11 protein-coding genes are annotated in these 20,790 nt (G+C 47.8%); 6 read left to right on the top strand and 5 right to left on the bottom strand.

Annotation, left to right across the window (positions count from 1 at the left end):
* Window position 1 precedes the first annotated feature (1 nt).
* From M1L52_RS07070 to M1L52_RS07055, 4 genes are all read left to right on the top strand, one after another.
* Window positions 2-1,249 (top strand): cofactor-independent phosphoglycerate mutase, encoded by a 1,248-nt coding sequence (locus M1L52_RS07070; protein ID WP_248614229.1) that lies wholly within the window; start codon window positions 2-4, stop codon window positions 1,247-1,249.
* A 46-nt stretch (window positions 1,250-1,295) separates the two neighbouring features.
* Window positions 1,296-2,669, top strand: a complete 1,374-nt coding sequence (gene thrC, locus M1L52_RS07065) for a threonine synthase (RefSeq protein ID WP_248614228.1) — start codon at window positions 1,296-1,298, stop codon at window positions 2,667-2,669.
* A gap of 23 nt (window positions 2,670-2,692) precedes the next feature.
* Complete coding sequence (locus tag M1L52_RS07060; protein WP_248614227.1) at window positions 2,693-3,994, top strand: phenylacetate--CoA ligase family protein; 1,302 nt, start codon at window positions 2,693-2,695, stop codon at window positions 3,992-3,994.
* A 97-nt stretch (window positions 3,995-4,091) separates the two neighbouring features.
* Window positions 4,092-4,517: an ACT domain-containing protein gene (locus tag M1L52_RS07055; protein WP_248614226.1), complete on the top strand. Its 426-nt coding sequence runs from the start codon at window positions 4,092-4,094 to the stop codon at window positions 4,515-4,517.
* A 157-nt stretch (window positions 4,518-4,674) separates the two neighbouring features.
* Here M1L52_RS07055 and M1L52_RS07050 read toward each other — a convergent pair whose 3' ends face one another.
* Together M1L52_RS07050 and M1L52_RS07045 are read right to left on the bottom strand one after the other, a co-directional pair.
* Window positions 4,675-7,104, bottom strand: a complete 2,430-nt coding sequence (locus M1L52_RS07050) for a glycoside hydrolase family 2 TIM barrel-domain containing protein (protein WP_248614225.1) — start codon at window positions 7,102-7,104, stop codon at window positions 4,675-4,677.
* A 40-nt stretch (window positions 7,105-7,144) separates the two neighbouring features.
* On the bottom strand, window positions 7,145-7,765 hold the full coding sequence (locus M1L52_RS07045) for an AAA family ATPase (RefSeq protein ID WP_248614224.1): 621 nt from the start codon (window positions 7,763-7,765) through the stop codon (window positions 7,145-7,147).
* A gap of 189 nt (window positions 7,766-7,954) precedes the next feature.
* On the opposite strand from M1L52_RS07045, the gene M1L52_RS07040 reads away from it, so the two are divergent.
* Together M1L52_RS07040 and M1L52_RS07035 are read left to right on the top strand one after the other, a co-directional pair.
* Window positions 7,955-8,938: an ROK family protein gene (locus M1L52_RS07040; protein WP_248614223.1), complete on the top strand. Its 984-nt coding sequence runs from the start codon at window positions 7,955-7,957 to the stop codon at window positions 8,936-8,938.
* 25 nt (window positions 8,939-8,963) lie between these two features.
* Entirely contained in the window at window positions 8,964-10,031 is a 1,068-nt protein-coding gene (locus M1L52_RS07035; protein ID WP_248614222.1) for a mannose-1-phosphate guanylyltransferase, read from the top strand.
* A gap of 62 nt (window positions 10,032-10,093) precedes the next feature.
* Here the strand turns inward: M1L52_RS07035 and M1L52_RS07030 are convergent, their stop codons facing one another.
* From M1L52_RS07030 to M1L52_RS07020, 3 genes are all read right to left on the bottom strand, one after another.
* On the bottom strand, window positions 10,094-11,812 hold the full coding sequence (locus tag M1L52_RS07030; RefSeq protein WP_248614221.1) for a glycoside hydrolase 43 family protein: 1,719 nt from the start codon (window positions 11,810-11,812) through the stop codon (window positions 10,094-10,096).
* 91 nt (window positions 11,813-11,903) lie between these two features.
* Window positions 11,904-15,758 carry a carbohydrate binding domain-containing protein gene (locus M1L52_RS07025; protein WP_248614220.1) on the bottom strand — a complete coding sequence of 1,285 codons (3,855 nt, stop codon included), beginning with the start codon at window positions 15,756-15,758 and terminating at the stop codon, window positions 11,904-11,906.
* Window positions 15,759-15,911: 153 nt separating this feature from the next.
* On the bottom strand, window positions 15,912-20,459 hold the full coding sequence (locus M1L52_RS07020) for a hypothetical protein (RefSeq protein ID WP_248614219.1): 4,548 nt from the start codon (window positions 20,457-20,459) through the stop codon (window positions 15,912-15,914).
* Between the last annotated feature and the right edge of the window lie 331 nt (window positions 20,460-20,790).

The following is a 20,790-nucleotide window of genomic DNA, read 5'->3' as shown; positions in this document are numbered from 1 at the left end:
TATGAAACATATTATAATACTTGGTGACGGAATGGCCGATCACGCCGTGGAGCGACTGGGTGGTAAGACACTTCTGCAGTATGCCGACAAGCCTGTGATGGACATGTTGGCAAAGAACGGACGCACAGGTCGCCTCATCACCGTGCCCGAAGGCTTTCCCCCTGGCAGCGAAGTGGCAAACACAGCCATACTCGGCTATGACCTTAACAAGGTATATGAAGGACGCGGTCCGCTGGAGGCAGCATCCATAGGCTATGACATGCAGCCTGACGACTTCGCTATACGCTGTAACATCATAACCCTTGAGGATGGAAAAATCATAACCCACAACGGTGGTAACCTTCAGACCGAAGATGCCCGCAAACTCATCGACTATCTTAACGAAACGCTGGCGCGCCCCATAAACGAAGAGGCGGGCTTCGAACGTGTGAAGTTCATCTGCGGCATACAGTACCGACACCTGCTCATCATCAAGGGCGGATCGAAACACATTGTCTGCAATCCTCCTCACGACCATCCAAACGAAGAATGGAAACCTCTTCTCGTCACTGCTGAGAAAGGCTATGAGCACGAAGCTGAAGAAACCGTAGAGCTGATCAACAAACTCATTCTGCGTTCTCAGGAACTGCTCCCACGCCACGCTTACAACCTGGAGAAAGCAGCCCAGTGTGAACGCCAGGCAAACAGCATCTGGCCATGGTCTGGCGGCTATCGTCCTTCGATGAAAACACTGATGGAACAATACCCACAGGTAAAGACAGGTGCTGTCATCTCTGCCGTGGACCTCATCCAGGGCATAGGTAAATACGCAGGTCTGCGCATCATCAAAGTTCCCGGTGCTACCGGTCTTGCCGACACCAACTATGAAGGTAAGGCACAGGCAGCTATTGAGGCACTGAAAAAGGACGACTTCGTCTTTGTACACGTAGAGGCTACCGACGAGGCAGGCCATGACGGTGACCTCGAACTGAAGTTGCGTGCAATAAACTACCTCGACCAACGGCTGATAAAGCCAATCGTTGAAGCTACGAAGCTAATGAGTGAGCCAGTATGCATTGCCGTACTCCCCGATCACCCCACCCCAGTAGAGATGCGTATCCACGTCAACGAGCCTGTACCTTTTATTATATATTATAATGGTATAGAGCCAGATGATGTTGAACACTACGATGAAGTGTCGTGCACAAACGGTGGTTATGGCCTGCTGCGCCTTAATGAGTTCATGCAGACACTGATGAAGATACAATAAACCAAGTTCAAACAAAATCTAAAGCTGATTTCAAATCTGACACAATATGCAATACTATAGCACAAACGGAAAGGCTCCCATAGCCGACCTGCAGAAGGCAGTAGTAAAGGGACTGGCTGAAGACCGCGGTCTTTATATGTCTGAACGTATAAATAAGTTGCCACAGGCATTCTTCGATGACATGGCAGACATGAAATTTCAGGACATCGCCTACACAGTGGCTGATGCGTTCTTCGGCGAGGACGTCGATGGCGATGCACTGCAAGACCTCGTCTATGACACCCTGCAGTTCGACTGCCCTATAAAGAAAATCAAAGACAACATCTACGTTCTTGAGCTCTTCCACGGTCCCACCTTGGCATTCAAGGATGTTGGTGCAAGGTTCATGGCGCGCCTATTGCAGTACTTCCTTCGCAATGGTTCAGTAAGCCACAACGGTTCAGTAAACTGCGACACCGTCGCAGTCCCCTCCACCGTCAATGTCCTTGTAGCCACCTCTGGCGACACCGGTTCTGCAGTGGCCAACGGTTTCCTTGGCGTTGATGGCATCCATGTTTATGTGCTCTATCCTAAGGGGAAGGTAAGTCCCATACAGGAATGTCAGTTCACCACACTGGGCAAGAACATCACCGCCATTGAGGTAGATGGTGTGTTTGACGACTGCCAGCGACTGGTTAAGAGCGCCTTCATGGATGAAGAACTGAACCGTCACATGATGCTCACCTCAGCAAACAGCATAAACGTAGCACGTTTCCTGCCACAGGCATTCTACTACTTTAATGCAGTAGCGCGTTTCAACGCCGTATCAAACGCTAAGGACTCTCAGCTTGTCATGTGTGTTCCTTCCGGCAACTTCGGAAACATCTGTGCAGCCCTGTTCGGTCATCAGATGGGTCTTCCCGTCAGCCGTTTCATTGCTGCCAACAACGCAAACGATATCTTCTATAACTACCTGCAGACAGGCAAATACGAGCCGAAGCCATCGAAACAGACACTGGCAAACGCGATGGATGTGGGCGACCCAAGCAACTTTGCTCGTATCATCAACCTCTATAGTGAGAATGGCAAGCTTTCTTCCGAAGAGACCCACCGCCGCATAACAAGCCTAATCAGCGGTGCAACCTATAGCGACGAACAGATAAAAGAGACCATGCGCAAGTGTTATGCCGAAACAGGATACGTTCTCGACCCACACGGAGCATGCGGCTATCGCGCCTTAGAGGAGCAGTTGAAACCAGGAGAGATAGGCATCTTCTGTGAGACAGCCCACCCTGCGAAGTTCAAAGAGAAGGTTGACGAGATTCTCGGCATCGATGTTGAGATTCCCGAGCGTCTGCAGGCCTTCATGAAAGGTACCAAGCAGAGCATCCCGATGACAAAAGAATTTGCGGACTTCAAGGAATATCTTCTTAAACAATAACACAACACATCAAAACTAAACTTATGATTTGGAATCCGAGCATTGAGTGCATGGACCGCGAACAACTTCGCGAACTGCAAAGCCGCCGTCTTGTCAAGATGGCAGAGTATGTCTATCACAACACACCCTTCTACCGCAAAAAGTTTCAGGAGATGGGACTCGAGCCTGGCGACATCAAGAGCATTGATGATATTGTCAAGCTACCATTCACCAACAAACTCGACCTGCGCGACAACTACCCCTTCGGACTGGCAGCCGTGCCAATGAGTCAGATAGTTCGTATCCATGCTTCCAGCGGAACTACAGGCAAGCCTGTGGTAGTGCTCTACACTCGCAAGGACCTTGCCATGTGGTCAGAGGCTATATCACGCGCCTTCACTGCTTATGGCGCAACGAAAGACGACATCTTCCAGATTGCTTATGGCTATGGACTGTTCACTGGCGGACTTGGCGCTCATGATGGTGCAACAAACATCGGAGCAAGCGTGATACCTATCTCCAGCGGCAACACTCAGAAACAGATAACACTGATGCACGACTTCGGCACAACCATTCTCTGCTGCACCCCAAGCTACGGACTATTCCTCGGCGAAGCTCTTCAAGAGTGCGAATGGCAGCGCGATGAGTTCAAACTTCGCGTCGGTGCCTTCGGTGCCGAGCCATGGACTGAAGAGATGCGTACCAAACTTGAGTCATCTTTAGGCATCAAAGCCTATGACATCTACGGTCTATCAGAGATTGCCGGTCCTGGCGTAGGCTATGAGTGCGAGTGTCAGCATGGCACCCACCTCAACGAAGACTATTTCTATCCTGAGATTCTCGACCCGCAGACTGGAGAGCCACTTCCTGAGGGTACACTTGGCGAGCTGACGTTTACCCATCTCACGAAAGAGGGCATGCCACTGCTTCGTTATCGCACCCACGACCTCACAGCTCTTCACTATGACAAGTGTTCATGCGGCAGAACGCTGGTACGCATGGACCGCATACTCGGTCGCTGCGATGACATGCTCATCATTCGCGGCGTCAATGTATTCCCATCACAGATTGAGGCTGTCATCCTCAGTGTTCCAGAATTCGAGCCCCACTTCATGCTTACCGTTGACCGTGTCAACAACACCGACACCTGTGAACTGCGCGTGGAGGTTAAGGAAGAATACTTCACTGACGAGATGGGACAGATGGTCGGTATTCAGAAGAAACTTGAGGCTGAACTGCGCTCAGTCATCGGTCTCGGCTTCAAGGTCAAGCTGGCTGAGCCGAAGAGCATTGAGCGAAGCGAAGGCAAGGCCAAGCGCGTCATCGACAAGCGACAGTTTAAGTAAAGCATCGTTTTGTCGTTTAATCGTTTAATCGAATAATCGTTTAATCGAATAATCGTTTAATCATTATCACGGTAACCCAATAAAACCTTTAATAATTATGTTAGCAAAACAATTATCTATTTTCCTTGAAAACAAGTCTGGTCGTCTTAACGAGGTGACCGAGATTCTTGGTGAGGCTGGCATCAACCTCTCTGCCATGAGTATTGCCGACAACAGCGACTTCGGCATTCTCCGCTGTATAGTCAGCGATCCGGAGAAGGCCTATGCCGTCTTGAAAGAAAAGCATTTTGCAGTAAAAATCACAGATGTTATCGGTTTCGTATGTCCGAACATCAGCGGTTCACTTGCCATAGTGCTTAAGAAGCTCTCTGAAAAGGGTGTCTTCATCGAGTACATGTACTCATTTGCCAACGGCGATGTCGCCCATGTTGTCATACGTCCTACCGATCTCGAGGAGTGCGACCGCATCCTCTCTGAAATGAAGGTTGAACTCATGGCAGCGAACGACTTGTACAAGCTCTAAAAGAGGATGTATAATAATTAAACACAACGGATTACACGGATTTCACGGATTTAAGCCAAACTGATAATCAGTAACTTGGAGAATCCGTAAAATCCGTGTAATCCGTTGTTTTAAAAAGAACTCTTGTGTCTTAATACGCCCTTCTCTCCATTCTCAATTATTCTGTCATCAATTTGACTGAAACCGGTTTCAGTTTGTCGGCGCTGGCTTTGAGTGTCACCTTGCCTGGCTCTTGCTTAGAGCGCAAGATGACGGTACACACGCCATTATACAATGAACGTTTGTTGCCAACGGTCATCTCGTTGGAGTTTATGTCACCATTGATGACACCAACAATCTCTGCAGGTCCGTCAACACTGAACGTCACCTCCTGCTGTGCCATTGGCACACGGCGTCCCTTCTTATCGACAGCCACTATGCGCACATGCTGCAGGTCCATGCCGTCAGCGTTCCACTTGGCCACATTCTTATTCTTCTTTGTTGCCATCGGCTTATCAGCCTCAGCTGTGAGACTCACAGCCTCGCCTGTTGTCTCTATCTGGTGACGCGCCACCTCCTTACCACCATTACGGGCTATAGCGACAAGACGACCTGGCTTATACTCAACATTGTTCCAACGTATCTGGTTGCGCATCTTAGCATTCTTCACATCGTTCTTCTGCTTACCGAGGCTCTTTCCATTGAGGAGAAGTTCCACCTCCTCGGCATTTGTATAGGTAACGATTGACAGTTTCTGTCCCTCAACACGCTGCCAGTGGTCGCTCATGCCGTCGTTACCAGTCTGCACGCCATTCCACATCTGGTCGCCTTTCTTGTCAATTATACCTATGTGAACCATTGGCTCGTCAGGCTTAAAGAAACTCTTCATGTAGAATGCCTTTGGCTTTGTCTCAAGGTCAATGGTGAAGACACCTTGGTTCCATCCCTTTGCCGGCCATCCTTGACTCTCACCAAGATAGTCTATAGCGCCCCAGTAAGCCAGTCCCATCACCTTGTCAAGCTCCATCTCGAAGAAGTTCTGTCCCATGGCAGCCACGGCAGCCTCACTCTGATAGAATGTCATCCAAGGGAAGCGTTTGCCGTCACCGGGGAAATACATGTAACGGTAGTTATATGACTGGAAATCGGTCTCCATGGCGAGGTTACACGGCAGTGAGTCAGTCTCCCAGTTACGATAACGAGGGTGCATGGCCACCGTCACCTTTCGCGTGGAGTCATAGCGGGCTACCAACGGACGCATGAGCCTATACATCGTTACTCCGAAATCATTGAACGGCTGGTTGGGATCCTGCTGCAACTCGTTGCCAAGGCTCCATGCTATAACCGACGGAGAGTTACGATCGCGCTTAACCCACTCAGGAATATTTTTCTGCCACAGTTCAGTGAAGTCCACACGTCCGCCAGTATGCTGACGTGTCCACTTGTCGTAGAGCTCGTCAACGACAAGCATTCCATATTTGTCACAAAGTTCAATGAACTCGCGGCTATAAGGATTATGACTGGTACGGATATGGTTCATTCCATATTCCTTCATCAGCTGTATGCGCTTCTCTATAGCTCGTGGATAGGCAGCAGCGCCAAGTGCACCAAGAGTGTGGTGGTTGGCATAGCCTTGTAACAGCACCTTCTTTCCATTAAGGAGCAGTCCCTTGCCTGGAACTATCTCCACCGTGCGTATGCCGAACTTCGAACATGCCACGTCAGCCAGACTGCCATTAGGACGACGTAACTTCACCACGGCTGTATAAAGATTAGGATGATCGGTGTCCCACAGCTGGGCATTCTCTATCGTTATCTCTTTCAGCGGCAGTTCAAAGGTGCGTGCCATGCGTCCACGCTGAACGTCAGTGTTTCCTTCATAGACGGTTTTTCCTTGTGGATCAACAATCTGCACCTCGGCCACAGCCTTGCTGTCACGACCACGGAACGTTATCTCGGCAGTAATGTTCACATATTTATTATCGCGCGTAGTAATATAAAGAGGATGGCGCTCGAAATATGTATCACTTGGTGTTGACACAAGACGCACACTACGGAACAGTCCGCCACCTGTGTACCAACGTGATGCCTTTGCGTCGCGTGTGTCTGCCATAACGGCAATAACGTTCTCTTTTCCAAGCTTCAGCTTGCCTGTTACATCAATCTCGAAGTCAACATATCCATAGTTTGTACCACCTATGAGCTCACCGTTAAGATATACATCGCCCGTGTACATTATGCCATCGAACTGCAGCAGCAGCCTGCGACCACGGAGTGAGTCGGCAGGAGTGATGTGCAGTCTATACCATCCTTTGCCCATCTCTTTGAAGCCACGGCTTGACAGTCGGCTCTTTATGTTGGCAGCCGCATCGCTATTGTCTGCCTTCTCGTCAGCAGCAGGTGCCACCCACGGCTGCTCAATCTGGAAATCATGAGGCACATTAACCACTCTCCAGCCTGCATCATTGAAGTCTTTCTGTTGTGCATTCTGCACATCGCCCTCATGGAAACGCCAGCCGAAGTTAAGACACTCAACAGATCTCTGCTGAGCCCATGCGAAGGAGGCACACGCCAGTGCCATTATCGCCATTACGATTTTTTTTGTCATTTTAGTAAATCAGTTTCTTTTTATGCTTTATATAAGTTGTTCATTCTATACAACTCATGATATAGTCCACCGCGCCGTTCACTCCAAACTTCTTCACATTCAGCGACAGGTCGTAGTTACGTGCATCCTGCCATTCACTTCCTGTATAAGTCTTTGTGTATAGCTCACGCGAATAGTCGTTATCCACTATCATTGCCGCAGCGTCGCTCTCAGGCAGGTCATACTTTCTGCCTATGCGCTTCTTGCGACAGTCCATGTCAGCATGCAGGAAAATCTTCAGGCAATTTGGGTGGTTACGGAAGATATGGAAGCCACAGCGTCCTATTATGACACATGACTCCTCACGCGCAATTTTCTTTATCACCTCAGCCTGGGCATCAAACAGTTTGTGCGATGTCTGATCCTGCTCCTGTCCGCTATACTCGGCGCCTGCCATATACTGTCTGTAGAACGACGTGAAGTCGTCTCGCCAGTGAGGATTGCGAGCCTCAATATGCTCCATAGCATCCTCAACCACGCAGTAGCGGCTTGCCATCTCGTTTAATATCTGCTTGTCAAGCAACTTAACCCCAAGCCGTCGTGCCAGTTCAACACCAATCTCATGACCACCTGTACCGAACTGTCTGCTTATCGTAATCACAAATTTATCCTCCTTGTTCATAAGCATGTAGTTTTAAAGTTAATAAGTTGTTCTGTCGCAAAGATACAAAAAAATACAAGATAATACTGTTATAGAAACATTTTTTATAGCAAAAAATGAAAAATAATAGAGATTTTTCTGTTATCTTTGCAGACACAATCAATTTTTGGAACTCACAATAATCAATAATTAAAATAAAACGACCTTATTATGAATACACAAGCAACCATGAAGCCATATGTTATTGGCTTAGATCTTGGCGGTACGAACTCTGTTTTCGGCATTGTTGATTCGCGTGGCGAGATAAAAGCCACCACAGCCATAAAGACTGGCGGCTTTGACAGCGCGGAAACATATGTTGACGCTTGCATCAACGCTCTACAGCCAATCATTGAGCAAGTTGGCGGCATTGAGACAATCAAGGCAATGGGCATCGGTGCTCCTAATGCGAACTATTATAAAGGCACTATCGAGTTTGCGCCCAACCTCCCTTGGGCTCACAACGGCATTGTTCCCCTGGCTCAGATGTTCAGCGACCGTCTTGGTGGTATCCCCGTGGCAATGACCAACGATGCCAATGCAGCTGCTCTCGGCGAGATGGTCTATGGCGTTGCTCGTGGCATGAAGAACTTCATTGTCATCACCCTCGGCACAGGCGTAGGCTCAGGCATAGTTGTCAATGGTCAGCTACTCTATGGCAGCGATGGTTTTGCTGGTGAGCTGGGCCATGTCACCATGGTACGCGGCGAGGAAGGTCGTCTCTGTGGCTGCGGTCGCAAAGGCTGTCTTGAGGCATACTGTTCAGCTACTGGTGTTGCACGCACTGCCCGCGAGCTTCTTGCCAAGACCACACGTCCGTCGCTACTTCGCGACATAAAGCCCGAAGACATCACTTCTCTCGAGGTGTCTATTGCAGCAGGCAAAGGCGACGAACTTGCCAACGAGATATACGAGTTCACTGGCAAGATGCTTGGTGAGGCTTGTGCAGACTTCGCAGCTTTCTCATCTCCTGAGGCATTCATTTTCTTCGGAGGCATGGTGAAAGCAGGAGAACTTATCATGAAACCCATACGCGAATCATACGAGCAACATGTGATGCCTATCTTCCGTGGCAAGGCGCAGTTCCTCGTCAGCGGTCTCGACGGTGCCTCAGCAGCAGTCCTCGGTGCTTCCGCTGTAGGTTGGGAGATATAAAGAAATAACTTAAAATATTGTTCTTATGGCACGAATAAACAATCATCTGGTAATCATGGCAGGCGGCGTAGGAAGCCGTTTCTGGCCTATGAGCACGGCTGAAAAGCCCAAACAGTTTATTGACGTACTTGGTGTTGGCAAGACCCTTCTTCAGCTCACCGTTGAGCGCTTCGGCACACTTGTCTCTCCCGAGAACATCTGGGTGGTGACCAACGAGAAATATGCCGACATTGTGGCAGAGCAGCTGCCCGACATGCCTCGCACGAACATTCTCTGTGAGCCATGCCGCCGCAACACCGCCCCATGTATCGCTTACGTTTCTTGGCGAATAAAGAAGCGCGACCCGAAGGCTAACATCGTGGTGACACCAAGCGACCACATAGTAATGAACGTGCAAGAGTTCCAGCGCATCATCGGCGACTGCATGAAGTTCACCAGCGACACCGATGCCATTGTGACCCTCGGCATGAAGCCATCACGTCCTGAGACTGGCTACGGTTACATACAAGCCAACCTCACCGCAGCATCTCTTCGCAACAAGGGTATCTTCCGTGTTGACTCATTCCGTGAGAAGCCCGATTTGAAGACTGCTCAGGAATATATCAGCAAAAACAACTATTACTGGAATGCAGGCATCTTTATCTGGAACGTTAACACCATCGTCAACGCTTTCCGCATGTATCAGCCTAAGCTGGCAAAGATCTTTGAGTCTATGCTTCCTGTTTATGGCACAGCCGAAGAGCAGGCTGTCATCAACGAGAAGTTCCCCACTTGCGAGAACATCTCTGTTGACTACGCCATCATGGAGAAGGCCGAAGAGATCTTCGTTTGTCCTGCCGACTTCGGTTGGAGCGACCTTGGCACATGGGGCTCACTGCTCACCCAGTCAAAGCGCGACCTCTACGGCAACGCTGCCATTGGACAGGATGTTCAGCTCTTCGAGTGCCATGACTGCATTGTCCATGCCTCACAGGAGAAGAAAGTTGTTGTTCAGGGACTTGACGGCTACATCGTAGCAGAGAAAGACGATACGCTACTCATCTGTAAGCTGTCTGAAGAACAAAGAATCAAGCAGTTCTCAGGCGAGAACTAAACTATTTTTAGACACTGATTGGACTGGTTAAGCCAGTCCAATCAGTGTCTAAGAGTCAAGAATCATTTAGGTTCCACTGAGTAGTCGAACTTATCCACATCGATATATCCGCCAATCTTCTTTGTTGCATAGTTGAAGATAGCGAACTTCGAGCCCATGAAGAAGCGGCGATAGTCAAAACGCATGCGGTAGTTCTTCGAACCTATCTGTTCCCACTTCTCACCATCAAGGCTGTAGAAGAAGTTTGCAGCGTCATTCTTGCCAGGACGGAAGTCGCCTGTAATGCGCAGCCACATTTTTCCACCTTTCTTAAGCTGTGACGTAAGATCGACAGTCTCTATCACATTTTCTGCTACTGCTGTCACCGCCTTCTCGCGGTCAGTCAGGCTCACGCTCTGCTCACTCATCTCAAGGAACATCTTCTTTCCCTTTTTCTTCAGTGTCAGCACGCCGCTGTCACCGTTGAAGGCGCAGAAACCAGCGCAGTCGCCATCCTTCATCTTTGAGCAGTCGAACACGATGCTTCCGTCACACTGAGGTCCTTCCATACGCTGTGTCAGTGTGTTTGGAGCGAGATAGAGGTTTGGTACTACGCGCGCAGTCTTCAATCGCAGGAATCCAGGACGCTCCGTGAGGCTCCATGCGTTATCCACAGGGTTGTGGTTCCACTGCCAACACTTCTTTAGTTGAGAGTGGAGAGTGGAGAGTGGAGCGCTCGACCTCTGGTCGCTTGCTACCGAAGGGACGCAAGAATTTGCTACCGCAATAGGGGCGAAATCGTCGGCACAGACAATGGAGGTGGTGGGTTCCCCACTCTTAAGCGGACGCATGGTTTCGGGCACCTTACCGTTCTCGTCGCCGAGCTGTGGCCATCCGTCAATCCAGCGGACAGGTGAGAGTGTCAGCACTCGACCTACTCCACCGCGGTCCTGGAACATTATTCCATACCAGTCGCCATCCTCGGTATCAACGATGGTGCCCTGTGCCAGATATGAGAAGCCGCCGAAGTCACTCTCGAGAATCACGTTCTTCTCCCATTTTCCTTTAAGGTCTGTCGTGCGGTAGCACACCTCACGGCGATGACGGCCAGGCGCGTAGGTATGGCTTATGAGCAAGGCATAGTAACGGCCACGGTGTTTGATGACACGTGTACCCTCGAGGAGACCGCGCTCATCTTCCTCACGCTGGAAATAATGTCTCAAGCTACCTTCCACTACACCTTTCAGGTCCTTCGTCAGCTGACACATCTCACCCGTTCCGAAGAACACATATGGTGTGTCATCATCATCGAAGAACAGCGTAGCATCGTGGAAATGGCGCAGACGTGAGTGGAGCGTCCATGGTCCCTCAGCTTTCTCGGCAGTGAAGATATAGGTCTGTCCCATGGGACCAGCCTCATTAGGTGCCAGCAGAGCATAGAACTTTCCCTTATGATATTTCAGCGACGTGGCCCACTGTCCGCGTCCATAGACGGTGCCCACACCATCTCCACTCTGCTTGTCGAGTGGCAAGGTGAAGGCGAGGTCATATTTCGGTGAATCTGTGAGCTTGTCGAAGATATAGCCCACCGTCTCCCAGTTCTTCAGGTCTTTCGACTTCATTATCGGTGCGCCTGGCATGAGGTGCATCGTTGTTGACACGAGGTAGAACGTATCGTCAACACGGATAACATCCGGGTCTGGCACATCTGCCCACAGCATCGGGTTCTTAATAATGTTGTCAGCGTATGCTGATAACGACATCAGCAGCGTTGCCGCTATAGAAACAAATACTTTCTTCATATTTCTTAATGAGAAAGGCGGACAAACATGCCGTGAGCATATCTGTCCGCCCTGTTAACTTAATTCAAGTTGTGTATTGTTAATGGGTAGATTATTTCTTCACCATCTTCTGTACACGTACAGTGCCATCGCTCATGTACTTCTTCACGATAACAACACCACGAGGAGCTTCAGAAATGCGGCGACCGTTGATGTCGAACATCTGGATAGCGTTAACCTTAGCAGTCTTGTTAACGTTCTCAATACCTGTCTCAATAAGATTCGTAAGCTCTTCTTCATAGTTTGCAGCAGCGGCTGCTGTCAAGACAATGTGTACATCGTTGAAGAACGTGTTAGAACCAGCACCAGCATTTGCACCGATTGTCAGAACACCGTCAAGAACCTCAACGCCCTCAATCATTGCAGAGCCTGAACCCTCAGCGAATGGGAATGCCTGACCAATGTACTCAATGTCAGCTGTTTTCTCAGTGCCTTCAGTAACATCTTCAGAGTTCATTACATAAGCATAGCTACCCTTCTCAGCAAGATCATCGCCCTGTGCACTGCGCTCAGAGAAACCGAAGTAGATTGTGTAAACACCTGCAGGCAGGTCGGTGATAGTCTGCTCAACACGATATGAGTTCATGTATGCCTGGAACATGCAGTCCTCAGCAACACCTTCTACGTGCTTTGGCTGTCCCCAACCAACGGTGAGGCCAGGTCTGTTGTAACCCTCTGGGTATGTCCATCCAGGAATATTATTCTCATCAACATTCATGTTAGGCTGGAGTTTGTAGATGTTAGGATTCTTTGCGAACACTGTCAGGTCATAAACCTTTTCAGCAAATGTTACAGTATCCTCAGCAAACATTACGCTGCTGTCACCCTTTGCGAGATCGGTGTACATTGTCAGCTTAATCTTATTCTTGATAGCCTCAACGAGATCGTCGTCATCGGTAAGAGCATTCTTTGCTGCAATCATCACTTCGTCATTCTCAGCAATGCCCATCTTCTCCATAGCTGTTACAGCTCTACGGATGCGGTCAGTGAGCACTGCTACACCAGTAGCCTTACCATTGTTAGCATTCTCAGGAGCAGAAACGCCCTCAGTGAACAGGAGAGAAGTCAAGTTACCCAGATCCTTCAGTTCCTTAATAGCAACATTCAGAGAGTCAGCGGTCTTCAGCTCATCGAATACATAGAATAGCTTCCATTCTGGTTCAGCTTCAGGATTAGAGATTGTGTCAGCAACATTTCTCCACTCAGAGATACCGTTGTACTTAGCATTCATCTCAACAACCTGTGCATAGAGCTCGGTAGCATTGAACTTAGTAGCCTTGTTCTGGCGCTCAACGTCGATAGTCTTCTTAATAGAAGCATCGTAGTCGTCACAGAGTGCATGGTGATCCTTCATAGCCTGGGCAAGAGCAAGCAGCTCTTCAGCAGCTTTGTCAAATGAAGATGGGTTGTAGTAACCATCCTTCTCAGCCTCAACCTTAATGATAGCTGCACTCAGATTGTCGAAGTCAACACCTGCATAACGGTCACCACTATTAGCATTAAGAACTGCCTTAGCATCAGTAAGAGCATTCTCCAGTTTGGTAATCAACTCAATACCAGCCTTGTTAGGAATGTACTTAACAGAAGGATTAGCAAGGATAACCTCCTTATATTCAGCAGCACCAGTCTCTGAACCAGTAGATACCCATCTCAGAACATACTTACCAGTTGTAGCAGGAACGAATCTGATAACAGTCTTTGCAGAACCATTAACAGCAGCTGTGCTACCGTTTACATTAGGCTTATTAGCGACAACCTGTGAAAGAACAGCCTGAGGCTCCTCTGAAGCCGCGATAGCAGCATCGAAATCATCTTTGAAATATACGCGGAAGCAGAGCTGTGAACCATTGTCCTTCCACATTGCGCTATTGAAGCTGATGTCATACTTCTTACCAGCACCGAGTTCGAGAGCATACTCGTTAATAATTTCACTAGTTTCAGGATCCTTATTCACAGTAGTACCATACTCTACATAACCCTCACGGAAATAGAGACCCTTTGTGAAGTCACCACCTGTACCGAAGTCGAACATACGTGAACCGCTACCTGCACCAGAACCGCCAGGACGATCCTCAGAACCGAACTTCACGAAGAAGCCTTCAGGGATAGAGTTTGCAGCGCAATTAGCGAAGTACTCAGCAGGAATAAGTTCGCGAGCTACGTCAGAAGGATCTGACTCAGTCTTACCAATGTTAAGAACGAGAGTGGTGTCACCGCAGTATGCGTCATCAATGAACTGCTCTGCAAAGATCTTCTCAATCTTGAGAGTATATTGACCATTAGCGAGATTCTCTCCAGAACGCACGAGCTTAACTTCTTCAGCAAAACCAGTAGAAGGCTCAACAGCAAGAGCGGCATCATTAAGAGTAGCAGTAAGCTTCTCACAATCAACATTCTTGTCAAACTTCAGTTTGAACTCGCTGATAGAGTTAGGCAGGTTGAATGCGCCATTCTCAGGATCAGCAGCCATCAGAGTTGGAATAACATAGTCGTATGGGATACCATCCTCGCCAACGATATCATAGTTATATGTAGCAACAAGTTCATCAACATCACCAACAACCTGCCCATTAACGGCACCAGAAGCATAGATAATCTGATGTTCAGCATCCTTCGGGTTCTTCAGAGAAACAACAACTGTTGCGTCCTCATTAGGCTCCTCAGTCAGGAAAATATAGAAACGTCCATCTTCAAGAGCCTCAACAGAGTAGATTTCAGCAGCAACGCCATTTACTTTAACTGTAGCGCAGTCGTTAGGATAGATGAGGCGCTTTTTGCCACTATTCTTAACGAGCTGAGGAATGTTTGTGTCAAAACCAAAGTCGAGCAAGACAGCAATACTACTGAACTCAGCAGATGTACCGAGCTTGAACACCTCAAAGTTGATGTTATCAAAATAGAATGTATTAGCAGATACCTTGTCGTTGTTCAGGTCGAAAGCAATGCTACCGAAGGCCTTTTCAGCAAGATCCTTAGAGATGGTGCCCTCACCTGTTATGGTCTGCCAATCATCGGTAACCTCGAACTGATCGATAATGCCACCACCAATCCATGCGCGTGGTGCAGCGTGGCTACCACTTGTTACAGTTGCAGCACGATCGGCCTTAACATCCATAGTGAAGCGCCACTGCAGACCTTCTGTAACAGCCTCGTTAAGCTTTACGAACAGCTGTGTTGACCATGTCTCGTAAGCATCTGCCATTGATGTAACAGCAAGACCACGTCCGCCGTTTCTACCAACTGTATCATTGATCTCGATAGGATAAGTAGCGTCGCCATCACCAGATTTTGCCTCTTTAGCCAGAACGAATGAGCTGATGTCATCACTCTCAAAGTCACCATTATTAATAATAGAGGTCCAACCCTGAGGTGCCTTAGCCTGACGTGTTACTTCCATGCTAAGAACAGTTACGTTTGCCCAGTTAGCACCTTTGATAGCGTGCAGGTGAGCAAAGCCCTTGTCCTTAACCAGAGCCTTCAGGTCAACAGTATATACTGTCTCGCCCTCGTTCTCACCAGGAGCAGAGGTAAAGTACTTTTCTGCCCAAGCGCCAATACAAGCTGGATACTCGATAAGATGAGATTCAGACTCAGTTGTAGACCACTTTCCTTCATCTACATCGCGGTTGAACAGGAAACGTGGTGTTCCTTCAGTTGCAACGACGATCAGTTTGGAGTAATTTGACAAGTCAGAGTAGTTTTTAACAGATGAGTCACCATAAGGCTGACCAGTAGACTCACCAACGACCCATGCACAGTCAGCAGTGCCTGTACTCTTAGCGTCAGCGCCCCAACCGTCCCATGTGCAGAATGGTATATCCTGCAGAGAGATAGTCTCAGCGTTCACACTAATACCGCTCAGCAGACAAACTACAAGAGCGAGAAACATTTTGTAAGTTTTCTTCATGTGAATAAAGTTTTAATGAAAGTTGGTTAATAAGTTATTATAATAAGAATAAGTTTATAGCTTTTCTACGGTGCAAAGATAAAGCCCTTCACTGGGAAGGGCTTTATCATTTGTTTCATAAGGTTTCGTTTTCGTAAAAACGCCTTATAAGTGTTATTTTACAAACATTTTCTTGCCGTCTATGATATACAGACCCTTCTGAGCCTTATTAACCTTCTGACCATTCAGGTTGTAAATAACACCCTTGTTCATGCGGTCATTGTTCTTCACTGCGCTGATGCCTACAGCAGTAGGATCCTGCTCAGCATCGATGAAGTAGATGTGGCAACCATTGGTGTTCTTAACAACAATGTTCTGAGCATCGCCTGCAGGAACAACCCATGTCTGCTCGGTATAGGTCTTTGGAGCAGCTACGGCATTGCCCTCAGCGTCCTTCAGCTCAGTCTCGCCAGCAAACAGCTGTACACCACGAGCGTCTGTGAGCTTGTGTGACTCAACACCCATCTTAATGATTGAACCAGCTTTAACAGCAGGGATAGTGAAGTACTCAACACCCTTGCTACCCAACCAGAGGTAAGATGCTCCATAGTAAGGACCGAAGCCATCACCGTTTGCAGATGTGCAGTCGCCATAGTTCACAGCGATAGCAAGTGAACGAGCCTTGTTGTTCTTAAACTTCAGACCCTTCAGCTCAGCGATAACCTCACCGTTAGCGGTCAGCTCTTCACCATCAGCTGCACTTGTGCCAACCTGCCAGAAGCAGTTGTCCTTAGAAATCTCCATTGTTGTAGCAGTGCCATCAGCCTTCTCAGCATCAGACCAGAGACCCTCAGTCATGCCCTTAGCAGCCTCAGCCTTCAGGTTAGCAACGGTAGCCTCGCTCCACTTGGTGAAGTTCCATGTGTGAGCAACCTCGATGGTCTTCTTCGCGAATACAACATTCTTGAATGACAGCCAGCTTACGTTGTTGTCAGCAGCAATGTTGAACTTAATCTTCAGCACGCCGTCCTCAGCAACAACACCCTCAGCTGTGAACTCCTTCAGGAAGAACCGTGAGTTCTCAACAGCATCACCTGCGCAAACGTCAACAGCGTCACCCTCGTTAGCCTGGAGAGAGATACCGAATGCAGGAGCCTCAGCACCATCCTTCATACGTACACGTACGAGAGCTGTTACTTCATAGGCATCACCTGCGGTCAGACCGTTCATTGTAGCAGTAAGAGTCTTCGCGCCGAGTGAGTTAGCGTCACCAGTCCAGTACTCGAAGAATGGAACTACGAAACCAGTACCATCGCTGCTACCCTCAGTGCTCCAAGAGTTGATATAGTATCCTTGGAATTTGTCGGCCTCAGTATCCCATGCAGAGAGCAGGAAGTTGTCAACAGTGATATCAGCATGCCAGCCAGTTACTATGAATGGATCCTGCAGAGCGTTAGCCTCATCTGTTGTCAGAGTATCAACATTGTAAGCAGCAGCCCACTTAGCATAGTAGTTCTCATAAGCTTCAGCAGTGTAAACGTTGGTGCTCTCAGTAATCTCCTTCATCTTTGGCAGAACCTCGCCAGCCTTAGCATAAGCAGCAACAGATGCATTAGCAGCAGCAGTAGCTTCTGTCAGAGCAGCGGTAACAGCAGCCAGATTATCAGCATTTGTCATATCAACCTGAGCAGCAATAGCAGCATCAAGAGCGGCCTTAACATTTACGTTCATTCTACCTTCAACAGCCTGTGCAGCAGCGAGTGCTTCATTATAAGCCTGAACCAGAGCAGCGAGATCAAAGCCCTTCACATAGGTCAAGCGGAAGTTATCGACTTTATACCAGTACTTGTCAACACCTTCAGCACCAATAGTAGCCTTGTTATCAAGCACTTTGAACTCTACCTCGCCTTCAACGCCAGTACCCTTGTCAATAGCATCAATCTTATAGCTCTTGTCATTTGCATTGAGCTGGATCTGATGTCCACCGTCGGTAGCAGCAACAGCCTTCAGTTTGTAAGTACCATTAGGCAGGTCTTCAATCACCTGGCTAATCTGGTTACCACTGCTCCAGATATTGAACAGATAGTTACCATCAGCATTTGTCATTGCATAAGTCTCATTGCGAACTTCCTTAGCGCCATGGTCATTACTTGTCTCGTAAGTCCAACCTGTTGTGCCATTCTCGAAGCTTGGGTTAACAATAACGAATGTCATGTCTGCACCCTCAGTAGCCTTAGAAGTGTTGTAAGCCAGGTTCACTGGATGAACGAGCTCAGCAGCCTTTTCAGCAGCCTGAGCAGCTGTTGTCTCAGCATTTGTGAGCAGAGCCTCAGCCTCAGTCATGTCCATGTTAAGACTCTTACCCTTGTTGATAATGTCAACAAGTGCGTCATAGCTAGCCTTAGCAGCATAGAATGGAGCGATAGCAGCCTGTGCAGCAGCCTTTGTCTCAGCAGCAGCGATGGCAGCCTTCTCAGAACCTGCAACATTTGCATATGCCTCATAAGCAGCAACTGTAGCAGCTACGTTCTTCCAGTACTCATCCTGAGCAGCGGCATCAGCATTAGCCTCGAGGCTCTCGTGCATCAGCTTCTGAATCTGGATTGTGTGCCAGTTAGAACCTTCGATATCCTTGCGGAGACCCATCTTCAGGGTACCGTCGGTAACAACAACGTTCTCCAAAGTAACAACATTGTTAGTACCAAGTGCTGTCTGATAAACAACAGGGATAGTCTTCTCAACATCGCCAGCATAAACAACTACGCGGCCAATCTCACCGTCGAGGGCTGCAGAAGCGAAGCCACGACCAGAGGTATAAGAAGCGTTTGCAATAATCTCAACGGTATATGTACCATTGTCAAGTCCTTCAACAGTCTGATAGAGAATCTCACCATTTGTTGTGGTGTTAGTCAGATACTGCTCCTTCTGATCGCCGAGGTCACCTACGTTGCCAACAGCACTCTTCCAACCAGCCTTATTAACCTTTGCAGTTACATCGGTAGGCTCGAATGGAGGAACAACCTTCTCTACGAGAGCAACCTTAGCAACAGCCATGTTCTTGTACTTCAGAGTTACCTGCTCAGCAGTAGCCAGCTTAGTGATCATCTCCTCAGTAAGAGCAATCTCAACATTGTTTACCTCAGCCATGATGTTAGCCAGTGAGAACAGCTCGTTTCCATCAGCCCAGAATGAGATCTCACCTTTCTTAATATTACGAGCAGCGCGAGCGGCAGCAACAACCTCGAAGTCAACCTTCAGAGTGTCGGCAACCTTTGCGAAGTTCTGGAAATAGCCCTTGTTCAGGCTGATCAGAGTGTAGTCACCATCAGTTATGGTCTCACCATTCTCCCAGATTGTGCCATAAGCAGGCTCGAAAGCAGGAGCCTTCTGAGTCAGCAAGATATACCAAACAGTACCCTTGTTGTTATTATCCCAAGGCAGGCAGATACAGTTAAGATCTTGCTTAGCATACTTTGTCAAGTCAACTTCTGCAATACCATTTTCATCAGCCTGAACATTCAGGAACACATATTTACCAGAATCAGCTGCTGCATAGTCACCAGCATTCTGCTGAGCGTCAACCTCATGGTTCATGTAGATCACAAGTTTCAAGTTTGGAGAAGTAACAAGGGTGAGCTTGCTATATGCAGAGAGGTCTGCGATAACATCCTTTGTTCTTTGACCAACAACAACTTCGCCATTACCCAACACGATTGGATGTGTGTCAGCACCAATACCAATCCTCGGCTGGAGGCTTGGGAATGCCTCAGTGAAGTTAATAAAGTCGCCCTCGGGCATACCTGGGTCTTCTTCATATACAATATCAGGAATCTCTACAGATTCATTCTCAGGATATGTCTCTAGATAAACACTATTGATGACAGCTTCACCTGGAGCTGTTACGTTATCGCCTGAGAGACAAATCTCTGTGCATTCCTTCATGTATTCATTATAATCATTAGGAGCTATAGCCTTCAGCGTATCGGCAATGATAAACTCATTAACACCGTCATGAGCATAGAGCACAAGATTAGAGCCGCCCTTGTAGAAAAGAACGCGGAACTGTGTTCCTGTAACCATACTACAATCAACAACTAGCTTCTTATACTTCGTAATATCACCAGAAGGCAAACCAATGTTGCGTAGCTGGTTGTAATACGTTGTTGACCATGTGAAGGTCTTTGTGCCAGCAGTCCAAGTAGTATTGGTGTTGCTGGGATTCTCAAAAGTAGCATAGACCTTCTCGCCCTCATCATCATAAGTTTCAAGATACACATCATTGATAACAGCTTCGCCTGGAGCTGTTACGTTATCGCCAGAGAGACAAATCTCTGTGCATTCCTTCATGTATTCATTGAAATCATTAGGAGCTATTGCCTTCAGCGTATCGGCAATGATAAACTCATTAACACCGTCATGAGCATAGAGCACAAGATTAGAGCCGCCCTTGTAGAAAAGAACACGGAACTGTGTTCCTGTAACCATACTACAATCAACAACTAGCTTCTTATACTTCGTAATATCACCAGAAGGCAAACCAATGTTGCGTAGCTGGTTGTAGTACGTTGTTGACCATGTGAAGGTCTTTGTACCAGCAGTCCAAGTAGTATTGGTGTTGCTGGGATTCTCAAACGTCGCATGAACCTTTTCGGTTTTTGCAGACGCATTCATCACGCCAAACAAGCAGAATAGCAAGATGAATAACTTTGTAACTTTTCGCATAAGTTTTAAGTTTTGTTAGTAAATAAAGAAAATTAGGTTATAATAAATAATAATTTGGTGGCAAAGATAGTACAATTCACCTATATATACTATAACAACATGTCTCAATTTCTTTTCAATTTGTATCACAAAGTAGTAATACAATGAGACACAAAGGCGTTTCGCAGGGACTTAGCAAGAGTATTGGAGGCTAAAGATGATCGTTATTCTAACGGAGAAATGGCATAAAAAGGTCACAAAAAGCATCTTCTTCTTACGGGAAAAACTAAATCTGCGTCACAGATTTAATAAACTGCGTCACAAAATACATAATCTGCGTCGCAGATTTAAT

It is taken from the genome of Prevotella sp. E13-27, from assembly GCF_023217965.1.
In the GTDB taxonomy this organism is placed as follows: Bacteria; Bacteroidota; Bacteroidia; order Bacteroidales; family Bacteroidaceae; genus Prevotella.
This window is presented reverse-complemented; position numbering and strand designations above follow the sequence as displayed.